At 73.5% G+C, this 16790-nt stretch carries 14 protein-coding genes and 2 pseudogenes; 8 read left to right on the top strand and 8 right to left on the bottom strand.

Going from position 1 to position 16790, the window contains the following annotated elements; all coding sequences use genetic code 11:
• A pseudogene (locus ACWFR1_RS32890) lies at positions 1 to 107 on the bottom strand (IS982 family transposase); the annotation flags it as partial.
• 211 nt (positions 108 to 318) lie between these two features.
• On the opposite strand from ACWFR1_RS32890, the gene ACWFR1_RS32885 reads away from it, so the two are divergent.
• The 5 genes from ACWFR1_RS32885 to ACWFR1_RS32865 are packed head-to-tail and all read left to right on the top strand — an operon-like array spanning position 319 to position 5417.
• Positions 319 to 1101, top strand: coding sequence for a 2-keto-4-pentenoate hydratase (locus ACWFR1_RS32885; RefSeq protein WP_453557724.1), 783 nt, complete (start codon positions 319 to 321; stop codon positions 1099 to 1101).
• A 4-nt stretch (positions 1102 to 1105) separates the two neighbouring features.
• Positions 1106 to 2059: an acetaldehyde dehydrogenase (acetylating) gene (locus ACWFR1_RS32880; RefSeq protein ID WP_453557722.1), complete on the top strand. Its 954-nt coding sequence runs from the start codon at positions 1106 to 1108 to the stop codon at positions 2057 to 2059.
• A gap of 12 nt (positions 2060 to 2071) precedes the next feature.
• Positions 2072 to 3742: an FAD-binding protein gene (locus ACWFR1_RS32875; RefSeq protein WP_453557720.1), complete on the top strand. Its 1671-nt coding sequence runs from the start codon at positions 2072 to 2074 to the stop codon at positions 3740 to 3742.
• Positions 3742 to 4506, top strand: coding sequence for a glucose 1-dehydrogenase (locus ACWFR1_RS32870; protein ID WP_453557718.1), 765 nt, complete (start codon positions 3742 to 3744; stop codon positions 4504 to 4506). Before ACWFR1_RS32875 ends, ACWFR1_RS32870 begins: the two co-directional genes overlap by 1 nt.
• Entirely contained in the window at positions 4503 to 5417 is a 915-nt protein-coding gene (locus ACWFR1_RS32865) for an alpha/beta hydrolase (RefSeq protein ID WP_453557717.1), read from the top strand. The genes ACWFR1_RS32870 and ACWFR1_RS32865 overlap by 4 nt, the downstream gene beginning before the upstream one ends.
• 74 nt (positions 5418 to 5491) lie before the next feature.
• Here the strand turns inward: ACWFR1_RS32865 and ACWFR1_RS32860 are convergent, their stop codons facing one another.
• The 5 genes and pseudogenes from ACWFR1_RS32860 to ACWFR1_RS32840 form a co-directional block, all read right to left on the bottom strand.
• Entirely contained in the window at positions 5492 to 6733 is a 1242-nt protein-coding gene (locus ACWFR1_RS32860) for a flavin-containing monooxygenase (protein ID WP_453557730.1), read from the bottom strand.
• A 254-nt stretch (positions 6734 to 6987) separates the two neighbouring features.
• Positions 6988 to 7035: pseudogene (locus tag ACWFR1_RS32855) on the bottom strand (hypothetical protein); the annotation flags it as partial.
• An 82-nt stretch (positions 7036 to 7117) separates the two neighbouring features.
• The gene (locus tag ACWFR1_RS32850; RefSeq protein WP_453557715.1) at positions 7118 to 8671 is read right to left on the bottom strand and encodes a FadD3 family acyl-CoA ligase; all 1554 of its coding nucleotides are present in this window, start codon (positions 8669 to 8671) and stop codon (positions 7118 to 7120) included.
• A gap of 153 nt (positions 8672 to 8824) precedes the next feature.
• Entirely contained in the window at positions 8825 to 9418 is a 594-nt protein-coding gene (locus ACWFR1_RS32845) for an ankyrin repeat domain-containing protein (protein WP_453557713.1), read from the bottom strand.
• Between the two features lie 80 nt (positions 9419 to 9498).
• Positions 9499 to 10053: a GlcG/HbpS family heme-binding protein gene (locus ACWFR1_RS32840; RefSeq protein ID WP_453557711.1), complete on the bottom strand. Its 555-nt coding sequence runs from the start codon at positions 10051 to 10053 to the stop codon at positions 9499 to 9501.
• 518 nt (positions 10054 to 10571) lie between these two features.
• On the opposite strand from ACWFR1_RS32840, the gene ACWFR1_RS32835 reads away from it, so the two are divergent.
• Together ACWFR1_RS32835 and ACWFR1_RS32830 are read left to right on the top strand one after the other, a co-directional pair.
• Positions 10572 to 11189 (top strand): TOPRIM nucleotidyl transferase/hydrolase domain-containing protein, encoded by a 618-nt coding sequence (locus ACWFR1_RS32835; RefSeq protein ID WP_453557709.1) that lies wholly within the window; start codon positions 10572 to 10574, stop codon positions 11187 to 11189.
• A gap of 54 nt (positions 11190 to 11243) precedes the next feature.
• Positions 11244 to 12014, top strand: coding sequence for a VOC family protein (locus ACWFR1_RS32830; protein WP_453557707.1), 771 nt, complete (start codon positions 11244 to 11246; stop codon positions 12012 to 12014).
• Positions 12015 to 12196: 182 nt separating this feature from the next.
• On the opposite strand, the gene ACWFR1_RS32825 is transcribed toward ACWFR1_RS32830, so the two are convergent.
• Positions 12197 to 14962, bottom strand: coding sequence for an FAD/NAD(P)-binding protein (locus ACWFR1_RS32825; protein ID WP_453557705.1), 2766 nt, complete (start codon positions 14960 to 14962; stop codon positions 12197 to 12199).
• A 214-nt stretch (positions 14963 to 15176) separates the two neighbouring features.
• Between ACWFR1_RS32825 and ACWFR1_RS32820 the strand changes: the two genes are divergently transcribed.
• Positions 15177 to 15638: an RrF2 family transcriptional regulator gene (locus tag ACWFR1_RS32820; RefSeq protein ID WP_453557703.1), complete on the top strand. Its 462-nt coding sequence runs from the start codon at positions 15177 to 15179 to the stop codon at positions 15636 to 15638.
• Positions 15639 to 15659: 21 nt separating this feature from the next.
• Here the strand turns inward: ACWFR1_RS32820 and ACWFR1_RS32815 are convergent, their stop codons facing one another.
• Positions 15660 to 16703 (bottom strand): ArsR/SmtB family transcription factor, encoded by a 1044-nt coding sequence (locus ACWFR1_RS32815; RefSeq protein WP_453557701.1) that lies wholly within the window; start codon positions 16701 to 16703, stop codon positions 15660 to 15662.
• Between the last annotated feature and the right edge of the window lie 87 nt (positions 16704 to 16790).

Raw genomic sequence — 16790 nt, 5'->3', positions numbered from 1 at the left:
TCGGAATCCGTCAGCCTCGGCGGTCTGCCCAGCCATCGGGTGCCTCCGATCTCGTCGTCGATCTTCACGTAGAGTGCGGTCAGCAGGGCGTCTAGGTTGTTCGTCACACAACGATCTTGGACGCCCTGTCTGCGTTCCCGAACGCATCGTCAACATTCGGAATGACTCGTCTAGGGTCCGTCTGACAATTCCCGCCGGGTCCGGCCCGCCCGGCACGCACGCTCGCACGCACCGAACGACCCGGCCTTTCCGACGCCAATTGTCAGACAGACCCTGGCCTCGCCGGACAGCCCCGACCGCCCGCAGGAGGGACCCGCCATGCTCACGGACCGCCAGAGACACGAGGCGGCCGAGCTGCTGCGCTCCGCCGAACACGGCGTCACGCCGATCGCCCCGCTGACCTCGGCCTTCCCCGGCATCGACACCGAGGACGCGTACGAGATCCAGCTCGTCAACATCCGCCACCGCCTCGCGGCGGGGGCCCGGGTGCGCGGCCACAAGGTCGGCCTGTCGTCCCCCGTCATGCAGCGGATGATGGGCGTCGACGAACCGGACTACGGCCATCTGCTCCACGACATGGAGCTCCGCCCCGACGTCCCGGTCCCCGTCTCCCGCTACTGCCGGCCGCGCGTCGAGGTCGAGGTCGGCTTCGTCCTCGGCGACGACCTGCCGGGCGAGAACTGCACCGCCGCGGACGTGCTCGCCGCCACCGAACGCGTCGTCCCCGCCCTGGAGCTGATCGACAGCAGGATCCGCGACTGGCGGATCACCATCGCCGACACCATCGCGGACAACGCCTCCTCCGCCGGCTACGTCATCGGAGAGGGCCGCGACCCCCGCGAGCTCGACCTGACGGCGATCGACGCACGGCTGACCGGCGGCGGCGAGCTGCTCGCCGAAGGGCGCAGCGACGCCGTGCTCGGCGACCCCACGCTCTCCGTCGCCTGGCTGGCCCGGACGGTCGCCCGCTTCGGGGTGTCCCTGAAGAAGGGACACGTCGTGCTGCCGGGCTCCTGCACCAGGGCCATCGAAGTGACGGCCGGAACGACCTTCACCGCCGAGTTCACCGGGCTCGGCTCGGTCTCCCTGCCCTTCATCTGAGGTGATGACCATCAACACCGCGACCACCGCGACCACCGCGACCACCAGTCCCGCCGGGGCCAAGGCGACAGCCGCCATCGTCGGATCCGGCAACATCGGCACCGACCTGCTCCACAAGCTGCTCCGCTCCGCACACGTCGAACCCCGCTGGATGATAGGCGTCGACCCCGACAGCGAGGGCCTCGCCCGCGCCCGCCGGGCCGGCCTGGAGGCCAGTCACGAGGGCGTCGACTGGCTGCTCGCCCAGGAGGAGAAGCCCGATATCGTCTTCGAGGCCACCAGCGCCTACGTCCACCGGGCCAACGCCCCGCGCTACGCCGAGCTCGGCATCAGGACGGTCGACCTCACCCCGGCGGCCGTCGGCCCCGCCGTCGTCCCGCCCGCCAACCTCCGCGAGCACCTGGACAAGCCCAACGTCAACATGATCACCTGCGGCGGACAGGCCACCATCCCCATGGTGTACGCCGTCTCCCGCGTCGTCCCCGTGGCGTACGCGGAGATCGTCGCCTCGGTGGCCTCCGTCTCCGCCGGACCCGGAACCCGCGCGAACATCGACGAGTTCACCCGTACCACCTCACGCGGCATCGAGACGATCGGCGGCGCCGCGCGCGGCAAGGCGATCATCATCCTCAACCCCGCGGAACCGCCCGTCATCATGCGGGACACCGTCTTCTGCGCGATACCCGAGGACGCCGACCGCGACGCCATCGCCGTCTCCGTCAAGGAGATCGCCGAGCAGGTCGCCGACTACGTCCCCGGCTACCGTCTGCGCGCCGAACCGCAGTTCGACGACCCCAGCCCCGAGAACGGCGGGATGGCGCGTGTCGCGATCTTCCTGGAGGTCGAGGGCGCGGGCGACTACCTGCCGCCCTACGCCGGAAACCTCGACATCATGACCGCCGCCGCCACCAGGGTCGGTGAGGAGTTCGCCAAGGCGCTCCTCGCGCCTCGCGCGTAAGGAGCCCGCCCCATGCCGTACTCGGACACCCCCTACTCGGACACCCTCGACATCCGGGTCACCGACTCCTCGCTGCGCGACGGCTCGCACGCCAAGCGCCACCAGTTCACCGGCGAGGACGTACGCTCCGTCGTCGCCGCCCTCGACGACGCCGGCGTCCCGGTGATCGAGGTGACGCACGGCGACGGACTCGGCGGATCCTCGTTCAACTACGGCTTCTCGAAGACGCCCGAACAGGAACTGATCAGGATCGCGGCGGAGACCGCGCGGCGGGCGCGGATCGCCTTCCTCATGCTCCCCGGGCTCGGCGTCAAGGACGACATCCTGGCCGCGCAGGACAACGGCGCGAGCATCTGCCGCATCGCCACCCACTGCACCGAGGCCGACATCGCCGTCCAGCACTTCGGACTCGCCCGCGAGCGGGGCCTGGAGAAGCTGGCCCCGGAACAGCGCGCCACCATGCGCCGCGCGGGACTCCCCACGTACGGCCTCACCATCACCTCCAAGGACTTCCGCCGGCTCAACATGGTCGGCCGCACCTGGTCCGGCCGGCGGACCGCCGCCAGGGTCGGCGGCCGGGCCGTCAAGGCCCTGCTCTCCGGGCAGCGACTGCTCTCCCTCGGCGAGGCGCTGATCGCCCGCATGCGGCACTCGCTGGACACCCTCGGCGGCGACCTCTGGCTGTCCGCGCCGCTGACCGGCCTGGTGGAGGAGGACGGGCGGGTCACCGGGGTCCGTGTCGTCCGCGGCGGCCGGGACCTCACGATCCGGGCGACCGGCGGCGTGGTCCTCGCCTCCGGAGGCTTCTCGCACGACCAGCGCCTGCGGGAGAAGCACCTGCCGGCGCCCACCTCCACCGAGTGGAGCGCCGCGGCCGAAGGCCAGACCGGCGACGCCCTGGAACTGGCCACGGCGCTCGGCGCCGGAACCGACCTGATGGACAAGGTGTGGGGCGCGCCGTCGGTCGTGGTGCCCGAAGGCAGACCGTTCTTCCTCGTCGCCGACCGGGGTGTCCCCGGCATGGTGATCGTCGACGGCGCGGGGGACCGGTACGCCAACGAGGCAGCCCCGTACCACGAGTTCGTGGACGCCATGTACGCCCACGACAAGCCCGGGGCGTCCACCGTCCCGTCCTGGCTGATCCTCGACGCCACCGCCAAGTCCCGCTACCTCTTCATGGGACTGTTTCCCGGCCAGCCGTTCCCCAAGGCGTGGCTGGAGACCGGATTCGTCAAGAAGGCCGCCACCGTCGAGGAACTGGCCGTACGGATCGATGTCGCCCCGGAGCGGCTGCGCGCCACGGTCGACCGCTTCAACGGCTTCGCACGCGCCGGCCGCGACGAGGACTTCCACCGCGGCGACAGCGTCTACGACCGCTACTACGGCGACCCGACGCTCCCCAACCCCAACCTGGCGCCCCTGGAGAAGGGGCCCTTCCACGCGATCCCCGTGCACCCGGGCGACATCGGCACCAAGGGCGGCCTCGTCACCGACGCGACGGCCCGCGTTCTCCGCGAGGACGGCACGCCGATCGACGGCCTGTACGCCTCCGGCAACGTCTCGGCGGCGGTCATGGGCGAGACCTACCCGGGGCCCGGCGCGACGATCGGCCCCGCCATGACCTTCAGCTGGCTCGCCGTCAACGACATCGCCCGCACCCGCGCCGACCGGGGGAACCGCTGATGGCCGTCGACCTCACCGGGAAGGTCGCCCTCGTCACCGGCGCGGCCCGCGGCATGGGCGAGGCCACGGCCCGCCTCTTCACCGTCCTCGGCGCGCGGGTCGTCCTCACCGACGTCCTGGAAGAGGAGGGCGGGACGACCGCCGCGTCCCTCGGCCCCGCCGCCCGCTTCGTACGCCACGACGTGACCGACGAGCACTCCTGGGCCGCCGCGGTGGCCACGGCCGTCGAGACCTTCGGCCGCCTGGACGTCCTCGTCAACAACGCCGCGATCTACTCCACCTCACCCATCGTCGACGAGGACCCGGCCCGGCTGGAGGCGATCCTCCGGGTCGACCTCATCGGCCCGTTCCTCGGCATCCGCGCCGCGGCCGGACCGATGCGGGCGAGCGGCGGGGGGTCCATCGTGAACATCTCCTCGCAGGCGGGCCTCCAGGGCATCTGGGGGCACGGCGCCTACGGCGCCGCGAAATGGGGACTGCGCGGCCTGACCAAGACCGCCGCGCTCGAACTCGGCGCGGACGGCATCCGCGTCAACTCCGTCCACCCCGGGGCCATCGCCACCGTGATGACCGCCCACCTCGGCACCACGGTCCACCCGGCGGCGCCGCTCGGCCGCGTGGGCGAGCCCGACGAGGTCGCCCGCCTCGTCGCCTTCCTCGCCTCCGACGAGGCCTCCTACCTCTCCGGCGCCGAACTCGCCGTGGACGGAGGGGCGTCCGCCGGCCGCATGCCGGCCCTGCCCCCGAAGGGAGCGGACGCGTGAACCGGCCCGCACCCGAGGTCCAGGCAGTCATCGACCTGGCGAGCGCCCACTTCCCGCCGCTGGGAACGGAGATGACGGACATCGCCGAGGTACGGGCCTTCTTCGCCGCCCGGCCGAGGTCCGCGGCCACCCCGGTCCCCGTCGCCCGCGTCGCGGACGAGGACGCCGACGGTGTGCCCGTACGCGTCTACGACCCGGCCGTCCAGGACGACGCCCCGGTGATCCTGTTCTGCCACGGCGGCGGCTTCGTCCTCTGCGACCTCGACAGCCACGACCGCTTCTGCCGGGCCATCGCCCTGGGCACGGGCGCCACCGTCGTCGCGGTGGACTACCGCCGCGCCCCCGGGCACCCGTTCCCCGCCGCCCCCGACGACGCCTGGACGGCGCTCCTGTGGGCGGCGAGGACCTTCCCCGGCAGCCGTCTCGCCGTCGCGGGCGACAGCGCGGGCGCCAACCTCGCCACCGGTCTCACCCTGCTCGCCCGTGACCGCGGCGGCCCCCGCATCACCTGCCAGGCGCTCTACTACCCGATGCTCGACCCCACCCGGTCGCAGCCCTCGCACCGCGAGAACGGCCAGGGCTACTTCATCACCGCCGACCATCTGCGCTGGTACTGGGACGGGTACCTGCGCCAGCCCGCGGACCGGACCGACCCCCGGGCGGCTCCGGCCGCCGCCGACCTGTCCGGACTCCCGCCCGCCCACGTCGTCACGGCGGGCTTCGACCCCCTGCGGGACGAGGGCCGTGCGTACGCGGCGGCCCTCGCGGCGGCCGGCGTCACCGTGGAGGCCCACCACTACGCCGGGATGTTCCACGGCTTCCTCTCCATGGCCGCCGACGCCCTGCCGGAGGCGGCCGAGGCCCGCGAGGCCGCGTTCGGCTTCCTGCGCACCGCACTCGACCCGCGCTGACCACCACGCACCGTAACGCCCCCGCCCCCTCCTGGTCCGGAAGGGGCGGGGGCGTTCTCGTCCGCCCGTGAGCCTCAGCCCGTCAGCAGGTCGAACCCCTTGTACCCCGAGTCCGCCACGCCCGCGATGATGTCCCCGTACACCCCGAATCCGCCGATGAACGGCATGAACACCCGTGGCTTCCCCGGGATGTTGGCCCCCAGGTACCAGGAGTTCGCCGCCGGGAACAGCGTGGCGGCCGCCCGGTCGCGGCACTGCGCGACCCACTCCTCCACGGCCTCCGGGCTCGCCTCGATGCCCCGGTAGCCGTACGCGTCGAGGTGGCGGAGACAGTCGCTGAGCCAGTCGCCGTGCTGCTCGGCGCACAGGACCACGTTGGCCATGACGGACGGGCTGCCGGCACCGGTGAGGTTGAAGAGGTTCGGGAAGCCGTCGATCCCGAGACCCAGGTAGGTGCGGGGGCCCTCGCTCCAGACGTCCCTCAGCCTCCGGCCGCCGCGGCCCCGGATGTCGATCCGGTCGATCGCCCCGGTCATCGCGTCGAAGCCGGTCGCGAAGACGATCGCGTCCAGCTCCACCAGTGTGCCGTCCGCCAGGACGACCCCGCCGGCCTCCACCCGCTCGATCGCGTTCTCGCGCAGGCTCACCAGGCGCACGTCGTCGCGGTTGAACGTCTCGTAGTAGTGCGAGTCGGTGACGATCCGCTTCGTGCCGATCGGATGGTCGGTGGGGACGAGCAGGTCCGCCGCGGCGGGGTCGTCGACGAGGGCGCGGACCTTCTCCTCCCAGAACGCGCGCGCCACGTCGTTGGCCGCCCGGTCGGTGAGCTGGTCGGGGAACGTCTTGGAGTACAGGACGCCGCCGAGCTCCCAGCGCTTCTCGAACGCGGCCCGCCGCTCGTCCTCGGACACCTCGAACGTCCGGGACGGGTGCGCCGCATGGGGCGAGCCGCCACCGCTGAGCCGGGACAGCCGCCGCCGCTCGGCGTAGCCGGCCTTCTGCCGACCGCGCGTCTCCTCGTCCAGCGGCGCGTTGCCCGCCGGGATGCTGTAGTTGGCGCTGCGCTGGAAGACGGTCAGGTGCGCCGCCTGCTCGGCGATCAGCGGGATGGCCTGGATGCCGGAGGAACCCGTACCGATCACACCGACCCGCAGGCCGGTGAAGTCCGCGCCCTCGTGCGGCCATGCCCCGGTGTGGAACGTGGCGCCGCCGAAGTCCGCGACGCCCGGGATGTCCGGCACGTGCGTGCTGGAGAGACAGCCGACGGCGTACACACAGAACCGCGCCGAGACCACCTCGCCGCCGTCTGTCCGCACCGTCCAGCGCAACGTCCTCTCGTCGAGCTCGGCCGAGGCACCGAGGTCGCGAAGGTGTAGCTCCGGTGGAGGGCGAAGCGGTCGGCGACATGGCGCAGATAGCGCATGATCTCCGGCTGTGTGGCGTACTTCTCGCTCCAGTCCCACTCCTGCTGGAGGTCCTCGTCGAAGGAGTACGAGTAGTCCACGGACTCCACGTCGCAGCGCGCGCCCGGGTACCGGTTCCAATACCAGACGCCGCCCACGTCGTCCCCGCGCTCGAAGCCGCGCACGCGGTAACCGAGGCCGCGCAGCTTGTGCACGGCGTACAGGCCGGTGACGCCTGCCCCGACGACCACGATGTCGACGGAGTCGGTGATGCTGTCGTTCACGTTCGTACTCTCCTCATCCGGTGGATGTCGTGCGAAGGGTGGTGCGCCGCCGCAGAGCGGCCTTGTCGACCTTCCCGGCGGCGTTGTGCGGGAGCATCGGCACGGAGTGGAAGGCCCGCGGGGCCTTGAAGTTGGCCAGACGTTCGCGCGTGTAGGCGGTCAGGTCAGCGGCGTCGATCCGCGCACCCGCCGCCGGTACGCAGTAGGCGACGCCGACCTCCCCGAGCCGCCCGTCGGGCGCGCCCACGACCGCCGCGTCCAGGACGGTGGGATGGCCGCGCAGCACCTGCTCCACCTCCGCCGGGTACACGTTGAACCCGCCCACGACGAACATGTCCTTGAGGCGGTCGGTGATCCGCAGGAACCCGCGCTCGTCGAGGACGCCGACGTCCCCGGTGTGCAGCCAGCCGTCCGCGTCGACGGCCTCGGCGGTGGCCTCGGGGTCGTCGAGGTAGCCGTGCATGACGTGGTCGCCGCGGGTGAGGATCTCCCCGGGCTCCCCGGGCGGCGCGTCGACCCGCAGCTCGGTGCCCTCCAGGGCCTTTCCTGAGGTGCCGGCCAGGGTCTCGGGGGACTCGTGCGGCGGGCAGATCGCGACCACGCCCGTCGACTCGGTCAGTCCGTACGCGGTGCTGATGTTCCGCGCGCCGATGTCCGTCCTGATCCGCTCGATGAGCGTCGTGGGGATGTTCGCCGCGCCCGTGACGGCCATCCGCATCGAGGAGAGGTCGTACGCCGCGCGCTCGGGGTGATGGACGAGCGAGGTGAAGACGGTCGGCGCGCCGGTGAGGACGGAGATCCGCTCCTCCTGCATGCGCCCGAGGACGGTCCCCGTGTCGAAGACCCGCTCGGGGACGATCGTGGCCCCGTGCAGCAGACAGGCGAGCACCCCCGCCTTGTAGCCGAAGGTGTGGAAGAACGGGTTCACGAGAAGGTAGCGGTCACCGCGCCGGAGGGTGACCGCGCGGGCCCACGCGTCGTACACGCGCAGGTTCTGCGCGTGGGTCGCGGGAACGCCCTTGGGCCGGCCGGTGGTTCCCGAGGTGAAGAGGATGTCGGCGGTGTCCTCGGGACGGACGGCGGCGCCGCGGGCCCGCCGCTCCTCACCGCTCACCCGGTCCGCGTCCGACAGGAACCGGTCCCACTCCGCGGAGTGCAGGGCCACGGTGCCTTCGAGCAGCGGGAGTTCCTCGCCCGAGGCCGTGAGCATCGCCCGGTAGTCCGTACCGAGGAAGTCCTGCTCGGTGAAGAGGAGCCGGGCGCGGGAGCGGCGCAGGATGTCGGCGGCCTCGGCGGCCTTGTAGCGGGTGTTCACCGGGACGAGCACCCCGCCCGCCGCCACCGCGCCCAGCGCGGCCACCACCCAGCGGGCGCTGTTGGGCGCCCACACGGCGACGGAGTCGCCGGTCCGCACCCCTCGCGCGATCACCGCGCGTGCCACCCGGTCGACCCGGTCCCGCAGCTCCGCGAACGTCCACCGGTCCTCGCCGAAGACGAGGGCCTCCTCGTCCCCGTACCTCTGCGCGGCCCAGTCCGCGAGCCGGGCGACCGTCTGCGCGCCTGTCATGATCCGTCACGTCCTCCCTGCCGCCCGGCCCCTCGTCGGGGTCGCGGGCCCGGAACCACAGCGGCCCGGAGCCTGGCAGGGAGAGGCGGGCGGGCGCAGGAGCCGGTTCCCGCTCACCGGGAAGGTGACGAAGGTTCTTCCCTCCGACGCATGTCAGGCCTCGGCGAGCAGCGCCGCGATCGCGTCGAAGCCACGGCGCCGCGCGTGCCGCAGGGGGGTGACACCGTCGGCGTCCGCGAGTTCCGGGTCGGCGCCGGCGGCGAGGAGGAGCGCGACGACCTCCTGGTGGGGGCGCCCGCCGTCGCCGAGGATCACGGCTTCGAGGAGGGCTGTCCAACCGAGGTCGTTGACGTGGTCGACGGCGATGTCGGTCTCCCGCAGCACGGCCCGTACGTAGGCGACGTGGCCGCGCTCGCTGGCGGGTATCAGCGCGATCCCGCCGAACCGGTTGCGCAGCGTCAGGTCCGGTCCCGCGGGCAGCAGGGCGCGCATCATCGTGACGTTCCCGGTCGCGCCGGTGACGAGCCAGGCACTGTCGTGGCGGCGGTCCTGGGCGTTCGGATCGGCCCCGGCCGCGACGAGCGCACGGGCCGCCTCGACATGGTCTCCGAGCGCGGCGAGCAGCAGCGGCGAGCGCAGCTCCTCGTCGCGGGCCTCCACCCGGGCTCCCGCGTCCAGGGCGGCGCGGACCTCGTCGGCGTCGCCCCGGCGGGCGGCCGTCAGCAGTCGGCGGTTGCGGTCGTCCATCGCGTTCCTCCAGGTCGGTACGGAGAAGTAGCCGGCGGCACACGGACGGGGGGCCGGGTGCCGCCGGAGCCACCCGGGGGTTACTTGGCGAGTGTGGCGACGCCGGCCTGGGCGAACTTCTCGTCGAGGTCGCCGGAGGGGGCGCCGGCGACGCCGATGCCGGCGATGGGGGCGCCCTTGGTGGTGACGGGGGCGCCGCCGCCGAGGAAGAGGGTGCCGGGGATGTCCTTGAGGGTGGGGGTGTTGGTGAGGCGCTTGGCGAGTTCGGAGGTGGGGGCGTTCCAGGAGACGGCGGTGTAGGCCTTCTTCTGGGCGGCTTCGTAGGACTGCGGTCCCGCGCCGTCGCCGCGGAGGGTGACGAGGGTGTTGCCGTTGCGGTCGACGACGGCGACGGAGACGCGCTGGTTCTCCTTCTCGGCGGCGTCCAGGGTGGCCTGGGCGGCCTTGGTCGCGGCCTCGATCGTGAGGTGCGTCGACTCCGTCGTGTTCTTGTTCTTCGCGTCGGCGGTGACCGCGGCGGGGGCGGCGGCCGGGGTGGCGGCGTTGGCGGAGACCGCACCGAAGGTTCCGGCGGCCAGCGCGGCGGCGGCGACGGTACCGGTGAGGACACGGGTGCGCAGCGACAGCTTCTTCACGATCTTCAGCTCCTTGGGGTGCGACCCCTGGGGGTCTCGGCATTCGCCCCCTGGGGGGACTCGGGAAGCTCTGCGTTCCCGCTCTGCACTCCATCCTGGTGCCGCACCGGCCCGCGGACGGTCGGCCTACGGGCTGCCTCCGGCGCACCCTGCGGAGGACCCGCGGGTCAACCGATCGGCTGATACGGAATGGATCTTTCCGGATGGCCTGGCCCTGGGGGAAGCGGTCGCGACGAGGAGCGAGGCAGTGCGGACGAACGAACGGTCACCTCTCGGCGCGGAGACGGCCGACCCCGACGCCGGCTGGCTCGCGACCGTCATGCACGTGGCGTTCTTCGTCCTCCTGTGCTCGTCCCTCACGCGGTACCTGATCGTCCACCCCGGCGCCCGCACCACTCCGCTGGTGATCGTCCTGGCCGTCGTCCTCCGCCGTCCCCCTCCCGTCCTGAGGGACCCGCTCCGGGGCCGGCCCGCGAAAATCCCGTGCCGTACCGACGGCGGAGGTACAGACTCACCGCATGGCGGAGATCGAGGCGTTCCGAGAAGCGGTCGGCGACTGGGCGAGCGGCGGCCCCGACGGGCCGGCGCGTGAGCTGGCGGAGCGACTGGGCCTGCGTACAGCGGTACTGCTGGAAGGGCTGAGCGACCTCGCGGCCGTCGAGGCCCTCGTCGCACGGCGGGGCCGGGACCTCGCTGCCGAGGGAGTGTGCGTGGTGTCGATGGGCGGGGCGATGAACATCGGCCGCTACGCCGCCCTCCTCGGCCCGCCCGGCCTCGGCCTCCGCCTGGCGGGACTGTGCGACGAGCGCGAGCGGTCCTTCTACGACCGGGGCCTGACGCGGGCCCGGGCGTCGGAGCGGGACGTCTTCGTGTGCGCGGCGGACCTGGAGGACGAGCTGATCCGCGCGCTGGGGACGGAGCGGGTCGAGGAGATCGTCCGGGACGAGGGCGACCTCCGCCCCTGGCAGACCTTCCTGCACCAGCCCGCGCAGCACGGCCGCCCGCGGCACCAGCAGTTGCGCCGTTTCCTCGGTACGAAGAAGGGCCGCAAGATCCGTTACGGCACGCTCCTCGTCGAGGCCCTCGGCCCGGGACAGGTGCCGGCGCCGCTCGACGACCTCCTCGCGAGCGTGTGACCGCGAGGCGATAACGGGTTGATCGTTCGATGCCGTTCGGGCAGGCTCCGGCGGATGACGTCCCACCTCCACGCGCTCGGCTTCGACGCGAACGACCCCTCCCTTCTCGCACGCTTCTGGGCCGGTGTCCTGGGCTGGGAGGTGAGCGACGCCCCCGGCGGCGGACCTGACGGCGACTCCGCCGGCGACTCCGCCGGAGACCCCGACGGCGGCATCCTGCTCCTCCCGGGCGACGACACCGGATTCCGGATCCGTTTCCTCCCCCGCGAGGACAAGAAGACCGTCCCGAACCAGCTGCACTTCGACCTGACGAGCACGTCCCTCGACGACCAGCGGGAGACCGTGGCCAGGGCGCTCGCGCTCGGCGCACGGCACATCGACGTCGGCCAGACCCCGGAGGACGGGCACGTCGTGCTCGCCGACCCCGAGGGCAACGAGTTCTGCGTGATCGAGCCGGGCAACAACTTCCTGGCCGACTGCGGATTCATCGGGGCGCTCTCGTGCGACGGTTCGCAGGCCGTCGGATACTTCTGGAGCAAGGCACTCGGCTGGCCCCTGGTCTGGGACCAGGACCAGGAGACCGCGATCCGCTCGCCGCACGGCGGATCGAAGGTCACCTGGGGCGGGCCGCCCCTGAACCCGAGGGACGGCAGGAACCGGGTGCGCTTCGAACTCGCTCCGCCCGCCGGCGGCGACCAGCGGGCGGAGGTCGACCGGCTCGTCTCGCTCGGGGCGACGCACGTCGGGACGGCCCCGGACGGGACCGGCCGGGTGACGATGGCCGACCCCGACGGCAATGAGTTCAGCGTGCTGACTCCCCGCTGAGGACGGCGAGCCGGAGCACCACCCGAGGCACCAGCGGCGGGTTCCTTCCCGCCGCCGACGCCCGTCGGCCGCCGTTACGTCCTGCCGTTGGCCGCTGGCCGCCGGCCGCCGACACGCCCCCGCGCCGCCATCTCTGGCCGCAGGCGCTTCCCGTCAGGCGCGCACCCCGGTCGGACTTCCCGTCAGGCGCGCACCCCGGCCAGTCCGGCCGACCCGGCGAGCCCGGCAAGGCCGGCCAGCCTGCGCCGGTCGAGCGGGGACGCGCGCCGGTCGAGGCGCTGTTCGAGGAGGTCACGGGCGGTGTCGCTGTGTCCCGCCTCGACCAGCGCGTACAGCAGGGTCTCCTCGATGACCTCGCGCTGGGCCGCGCTGCCGCCCACCCGGCGCAGCGAGGGCAGGAGCCCCCGCAGCTCCCGTACCGCCGTCGCCCACTCCTCCTCCAGCACCGCTTCCAGCGCGGCGCACAGCGGGACGATCACCTCGCGCTGCACCGGGTCCGCGCCTGCCGCGTGCGCGCTCAGCCGGCGGAGCGCGGGAAGATCGCCCGCGGCGGTCAGCGCGACGGCGCTGTGCAGGGCCGTGAACGCGGTCGCCGGACGCTCGACCAGGTCGCGGGCGACCGCGTCGAGCACCCCGTCGACGGGCACGCGGCCGGTCCAGTTCCGGGACATCCGGGCCCGCCACAGCAGCGACCCGGAGTCGACGAGCGCCCGCACCCCGTTCACCTGGCCAGGGGCGAGCTGGGCGAACCACCGGCGGCGCACGGCCGCGGAGTCGTCGAGGGCTAGCTCGTGGAGCGCCACGTGCCACGAGAAGTGCGCCCGGTGCACGGCGCCCCGCCCGTGACCGCCGATCCAGCCGTCGAGCCAGTCCCGGCCGGCGTGGTGGTCGCCGGACTCGTAGTGGACGTGGGCGAGGGCGTGCACGGCGTGGCCGGAAGCGGGCTCCGCGGCGAGTGCCGCCCGCGCGAGCTCGCCCGCCTCCTCGATCAGGCCCTGCTCCTGCCGGACGAAGGAGAGCAGCGAGGTGTGGAACCAGTGCCCGTCGTAGGCGGCCGCGGTCCGCTCCACCAGCCCCAGGGCCAGGCTCCCGTCGAGGTCCGCGACGCCCGAGAAGGCGATGGTCGGCACGGCGATGCCGAGCGCGAACGCGTCGTCGGGGAAGCGGTCGAGGTGGGCGACGAGCGCCCTGTCACCGTCGCCCGTCCCCTCACCCGCGCCGCGGCCCGGGCCGGCTCCGTGCGCCTCGTGCTCCGTCACGCGGCGGGTGACGACGTCGACGAACGACCGTTCCCGCTCGTCGCCGCGCTCCCGCACGCTGCGCTGGGCGTCCGCGAGCTCCCGGGCGACGTCGACGTCCGCTCCGGACTCGTGCCCGAGGAGGGCGAGCGCGGCGTGCCCCAGCGCGAACCCCGGGTCCAGCTCGGTGGCGCGTGTGAAGGCCTCGGCCGCCTTCGCGCGCACGGTGATCACCCGCCCGAGTCCGCACCGGAACGCCGCCGCGGCCGCGGCGTGCGTGGACAGCGGCAGCCCGAACTGGTCGGTGGGCCGGCGGCGTGCCGACCGGGGAGCGCGGGTCAGCGGGGCGAGGACGGCCTCGGCGACCTCCTTGGCCTGGGTACGGATCTCCGGGATCGCGGTCGTCTCCCACAACTCGCCCCGCCGGGACGCCCCCAGCGTGAACAGCGGCCGCTCGGCCAGGCCCCCGCCGTCGAGGAGGCGCCCACGGGCGGTGGACACCCCGATGCCGAGCGGCCCCGGAACGGCGAGGCCGTCGGCGAGCAGACCGCTCCACAGCGGATCGCCACCGGCGTCGGCCCGCAGCCCCGGCCCCGTACAGTCCACGACCCAGGCCACGCGCAACTCCCGCCCGCCGTCCAGGGAGACGACGAGACCGCCGTCCGCCCCCGGTGCCGCGGAGGCGACCCGGCCGGCGTGCACGCGGAACCTGCGGGCGGCGCGGGCCCGGGCGACCGTCTCGGCGGTGGACGGTGCCATACGGTGCCGGTGCACGTTCCACGGGGTCGCGTCACGGCCGAGGAACTCCGTCCGCTCGTCGTCGGTGAGCCCCTGCCAGAGCCGTACGATCTCGGGCCGCAGCCCGTCGAACGCGGGCCGCCAGTCGCCGTGGATACGCCGGGTGGCGGCGAGGTGCCGGGTCAACTCCCGGCGGAGACTGTGGAATGGAAGACCCACGAGGCCCGGCGGCGGAGGTACGGCAGGCAGCGGGGCGACCGCGTGCGGCTGGGGGAGCAGCCCGCTGCGGGACACGGCGTGCACCGTACGACCGGGACGGTCGAGTACGAGCGCGAGGTCGACGGCGGTGAGGCCGCTGCCGACGAGAAGCACGTCGTCCGACGCCCCGACCGCGTCCAGCGCGCCCGGGGCCCAGGGGCGGGAGACGAACCGGTCCGAGGCGACGAGCTCGGCCGGGGCCCAGCCCGCCCGGCCCGCCGCCGGACCGGTCGCGAGGACCACGCTGTCCGCCGTCACCGTGCCGCCGTCGGCCAGCCGGAGCTCCAGCCGCCCGCCGGCAGCGTCGGCGCACCCCGTCGCCCGGGTGCGCAGCCGCCGTACGGAGACCGTGCCGTGCGCGGCGATGACCGCGCGCCCGAGCGTGTCGGCGAGGTACGAGCCGTAGCGGTAGCGGGAGGCGAAGTCCGCGGCGGTGACGGTGGATTCGCCGTGCCTGCAGAGCCAGCGGCGGAAGTGGCCCGGGTCGTCCGGGTAGCAGCTCATGCCGCCGACGGGCACGTTGAGCCGGTGCTCGGGGACCTCGGTGGCGTACGCCGTGCCCCGGCCCGCCTCCGGCGCGGGGTCGACGAGGACGAGATCGAGCGCGATGCGCCGCCGGGCCGCCGCCTCGCACAACTGGACGGCGACGAGCGCACCGGCCGCACCCGCGCCGACGACGGCCACGACGGGCCGCGCGGGGGCGGACTCGGACACCACAGACACCTCGGACACCACGGAGACCTCCGAACCAGGGGGCGGGACTGGACGACCAATGTTCACTATGTCGATGAACAAAGTGCAGTGGCAACGCCGCTTCCGGACAACAAAGCGGCGTGGACAGGCCCGTTGACGCGCCGGCACGAGCCCCGCACGATCCCGGCACGAGGCGCCCAGGTCAGGAGCCCGCCACTCGTGAGACATTGAGTCCGTGAGGATCTCAGCGCGAACGGACTACGCCGTCCGGGCCATGGCCGAGCTGGCCGGCTCCCCGGACCGCCCCCTCAAGGCCGAGGACATCGCGGGCCGCCAGGGCATCCCGGTCCGCTTCCTCTTCGTCGTGCTCGGCGACCTGAGGCAGGCGCGGCTGGTACGGAGCGTGCGCGGCCCCGACGGCGGATACGCCCTCACGCGCCCGCCCGAGGAGATCACCCTCGCCGACGTCCTCCGCGCGATGGACGGACCCCTGGTCAGCGTGCGCGACCTGAAGCTGACGGGTCTGGAGTACCAGGGCGCGGCCGCGCCCATGCCGGACGTGTGGCGTGCCGTGCGGACGAGCCTGCGCCAGGTCCTGGAGAGCACCACCCTCGCGGACCTGGCGACCGGCATGCTGCCCGAGGTCGTCCGGGAACGGGCCCGGGACTACGACGACGACGTCCGCACCTACCCGTAGCGACGACGGCCGTCCCGCGCCTCACATCCCGGCGAGGAGGCTGTGCCCGAGGGGTGTGAGGGTGTGGAGGACGGCGACACCGGTCCGTGTGGTGTCGACGAGACCGGCCTCGCGCAGGACCCGTGTGTGCCGGCTCGCCGCCGGGAGGGAGATGGCGGCGCGTTCGGCCAGGGCGGTGGTGGTGGCGGGCGTGCGCAGGAGCGCGAGGAGGTGCGCGCGGGTGCGGCCGAGAAGTGCGCCGAGCGCCTCCGTACCGGCGTCGGTTCCGCCAGCGGAGGCGTCGGAGTCGTCCTGTAGGGGGTAGACGAGCACGGTCGCCGCCCCCGGCCGGTACATCACCAGCGGGCCGGTCGCGAACCAGGAGGGAACGAGGAGCAGTCCGCGACCGCACAGTGGGATGTCGTACGCCGACGCGGACGGCAGATGGAGCGTCGGCGGCTGCCACTTCCAGGTCGGCGCCAGGGTGGTCAGCAGGGCGTCGACGCCTCCGCGCAGCAGCATCTCGGAGCGCAGCGCGCGATCGGTGAGGGCGCCGCCGTGGATCCGGGGCCAGAGCGGTTCGACCGAGGTGTGGAAGTACCGGCGGGTGTCGGCGACCAGCGTGCGGGTCGCGCCGGGCGAGCCCTCGGCGAGTTCCCGGAGCCAGGGCCCGGGGCGGCTCAGCCGGCCGTTCCTCCCCGGGCCCCGGGGGATCCCGAGGTCGAGCGCGAGCCGCTCCGCCGGCGTCGCGGCGGCCGCCTCCAGCGCGTCGCCGAAGTCGTTCAGCGACGGCTGGAGCAGGAAGTCCGGCATGAAGCCGTCCTCGGTGACGAGTTCGGCCAGCACACCGGCCCTGGCGCTCGCGGTCCCGCGAAGGGACTGGTGCCATCGCCGGGCGGCGGGACGCGCCCGGTCCCACGTTCCGTACCCTCGACCGTCACCGCCACCACCGCCGTTCCCGAGGGCGCCGCCTGCCCGCAGACGCAGGCTGAGCCGCAGGCTCAGGGCGGTCTCGGACAGCGCGTTGGCCGCCGGGGCGAGGGTGATCCGGCACAGATCGGCGGGCGTGAAGTGAAGGCGGATCATACGAGCCGATTATCGGTGGGGCGGACCCTTTTACCCAGAGGGGAAAGGCGATGCGTTCCGGCCGACTCTGTCGCACGCTCCGGGTGT

Source organism: Streptomyces sp. NPDC055103 (genome assembly GCF_053607625.1).
Note: the sequence above shows the minus strand (reverse complement) of the source record. Positions and strands in the feature narration are given on the sequence as shown.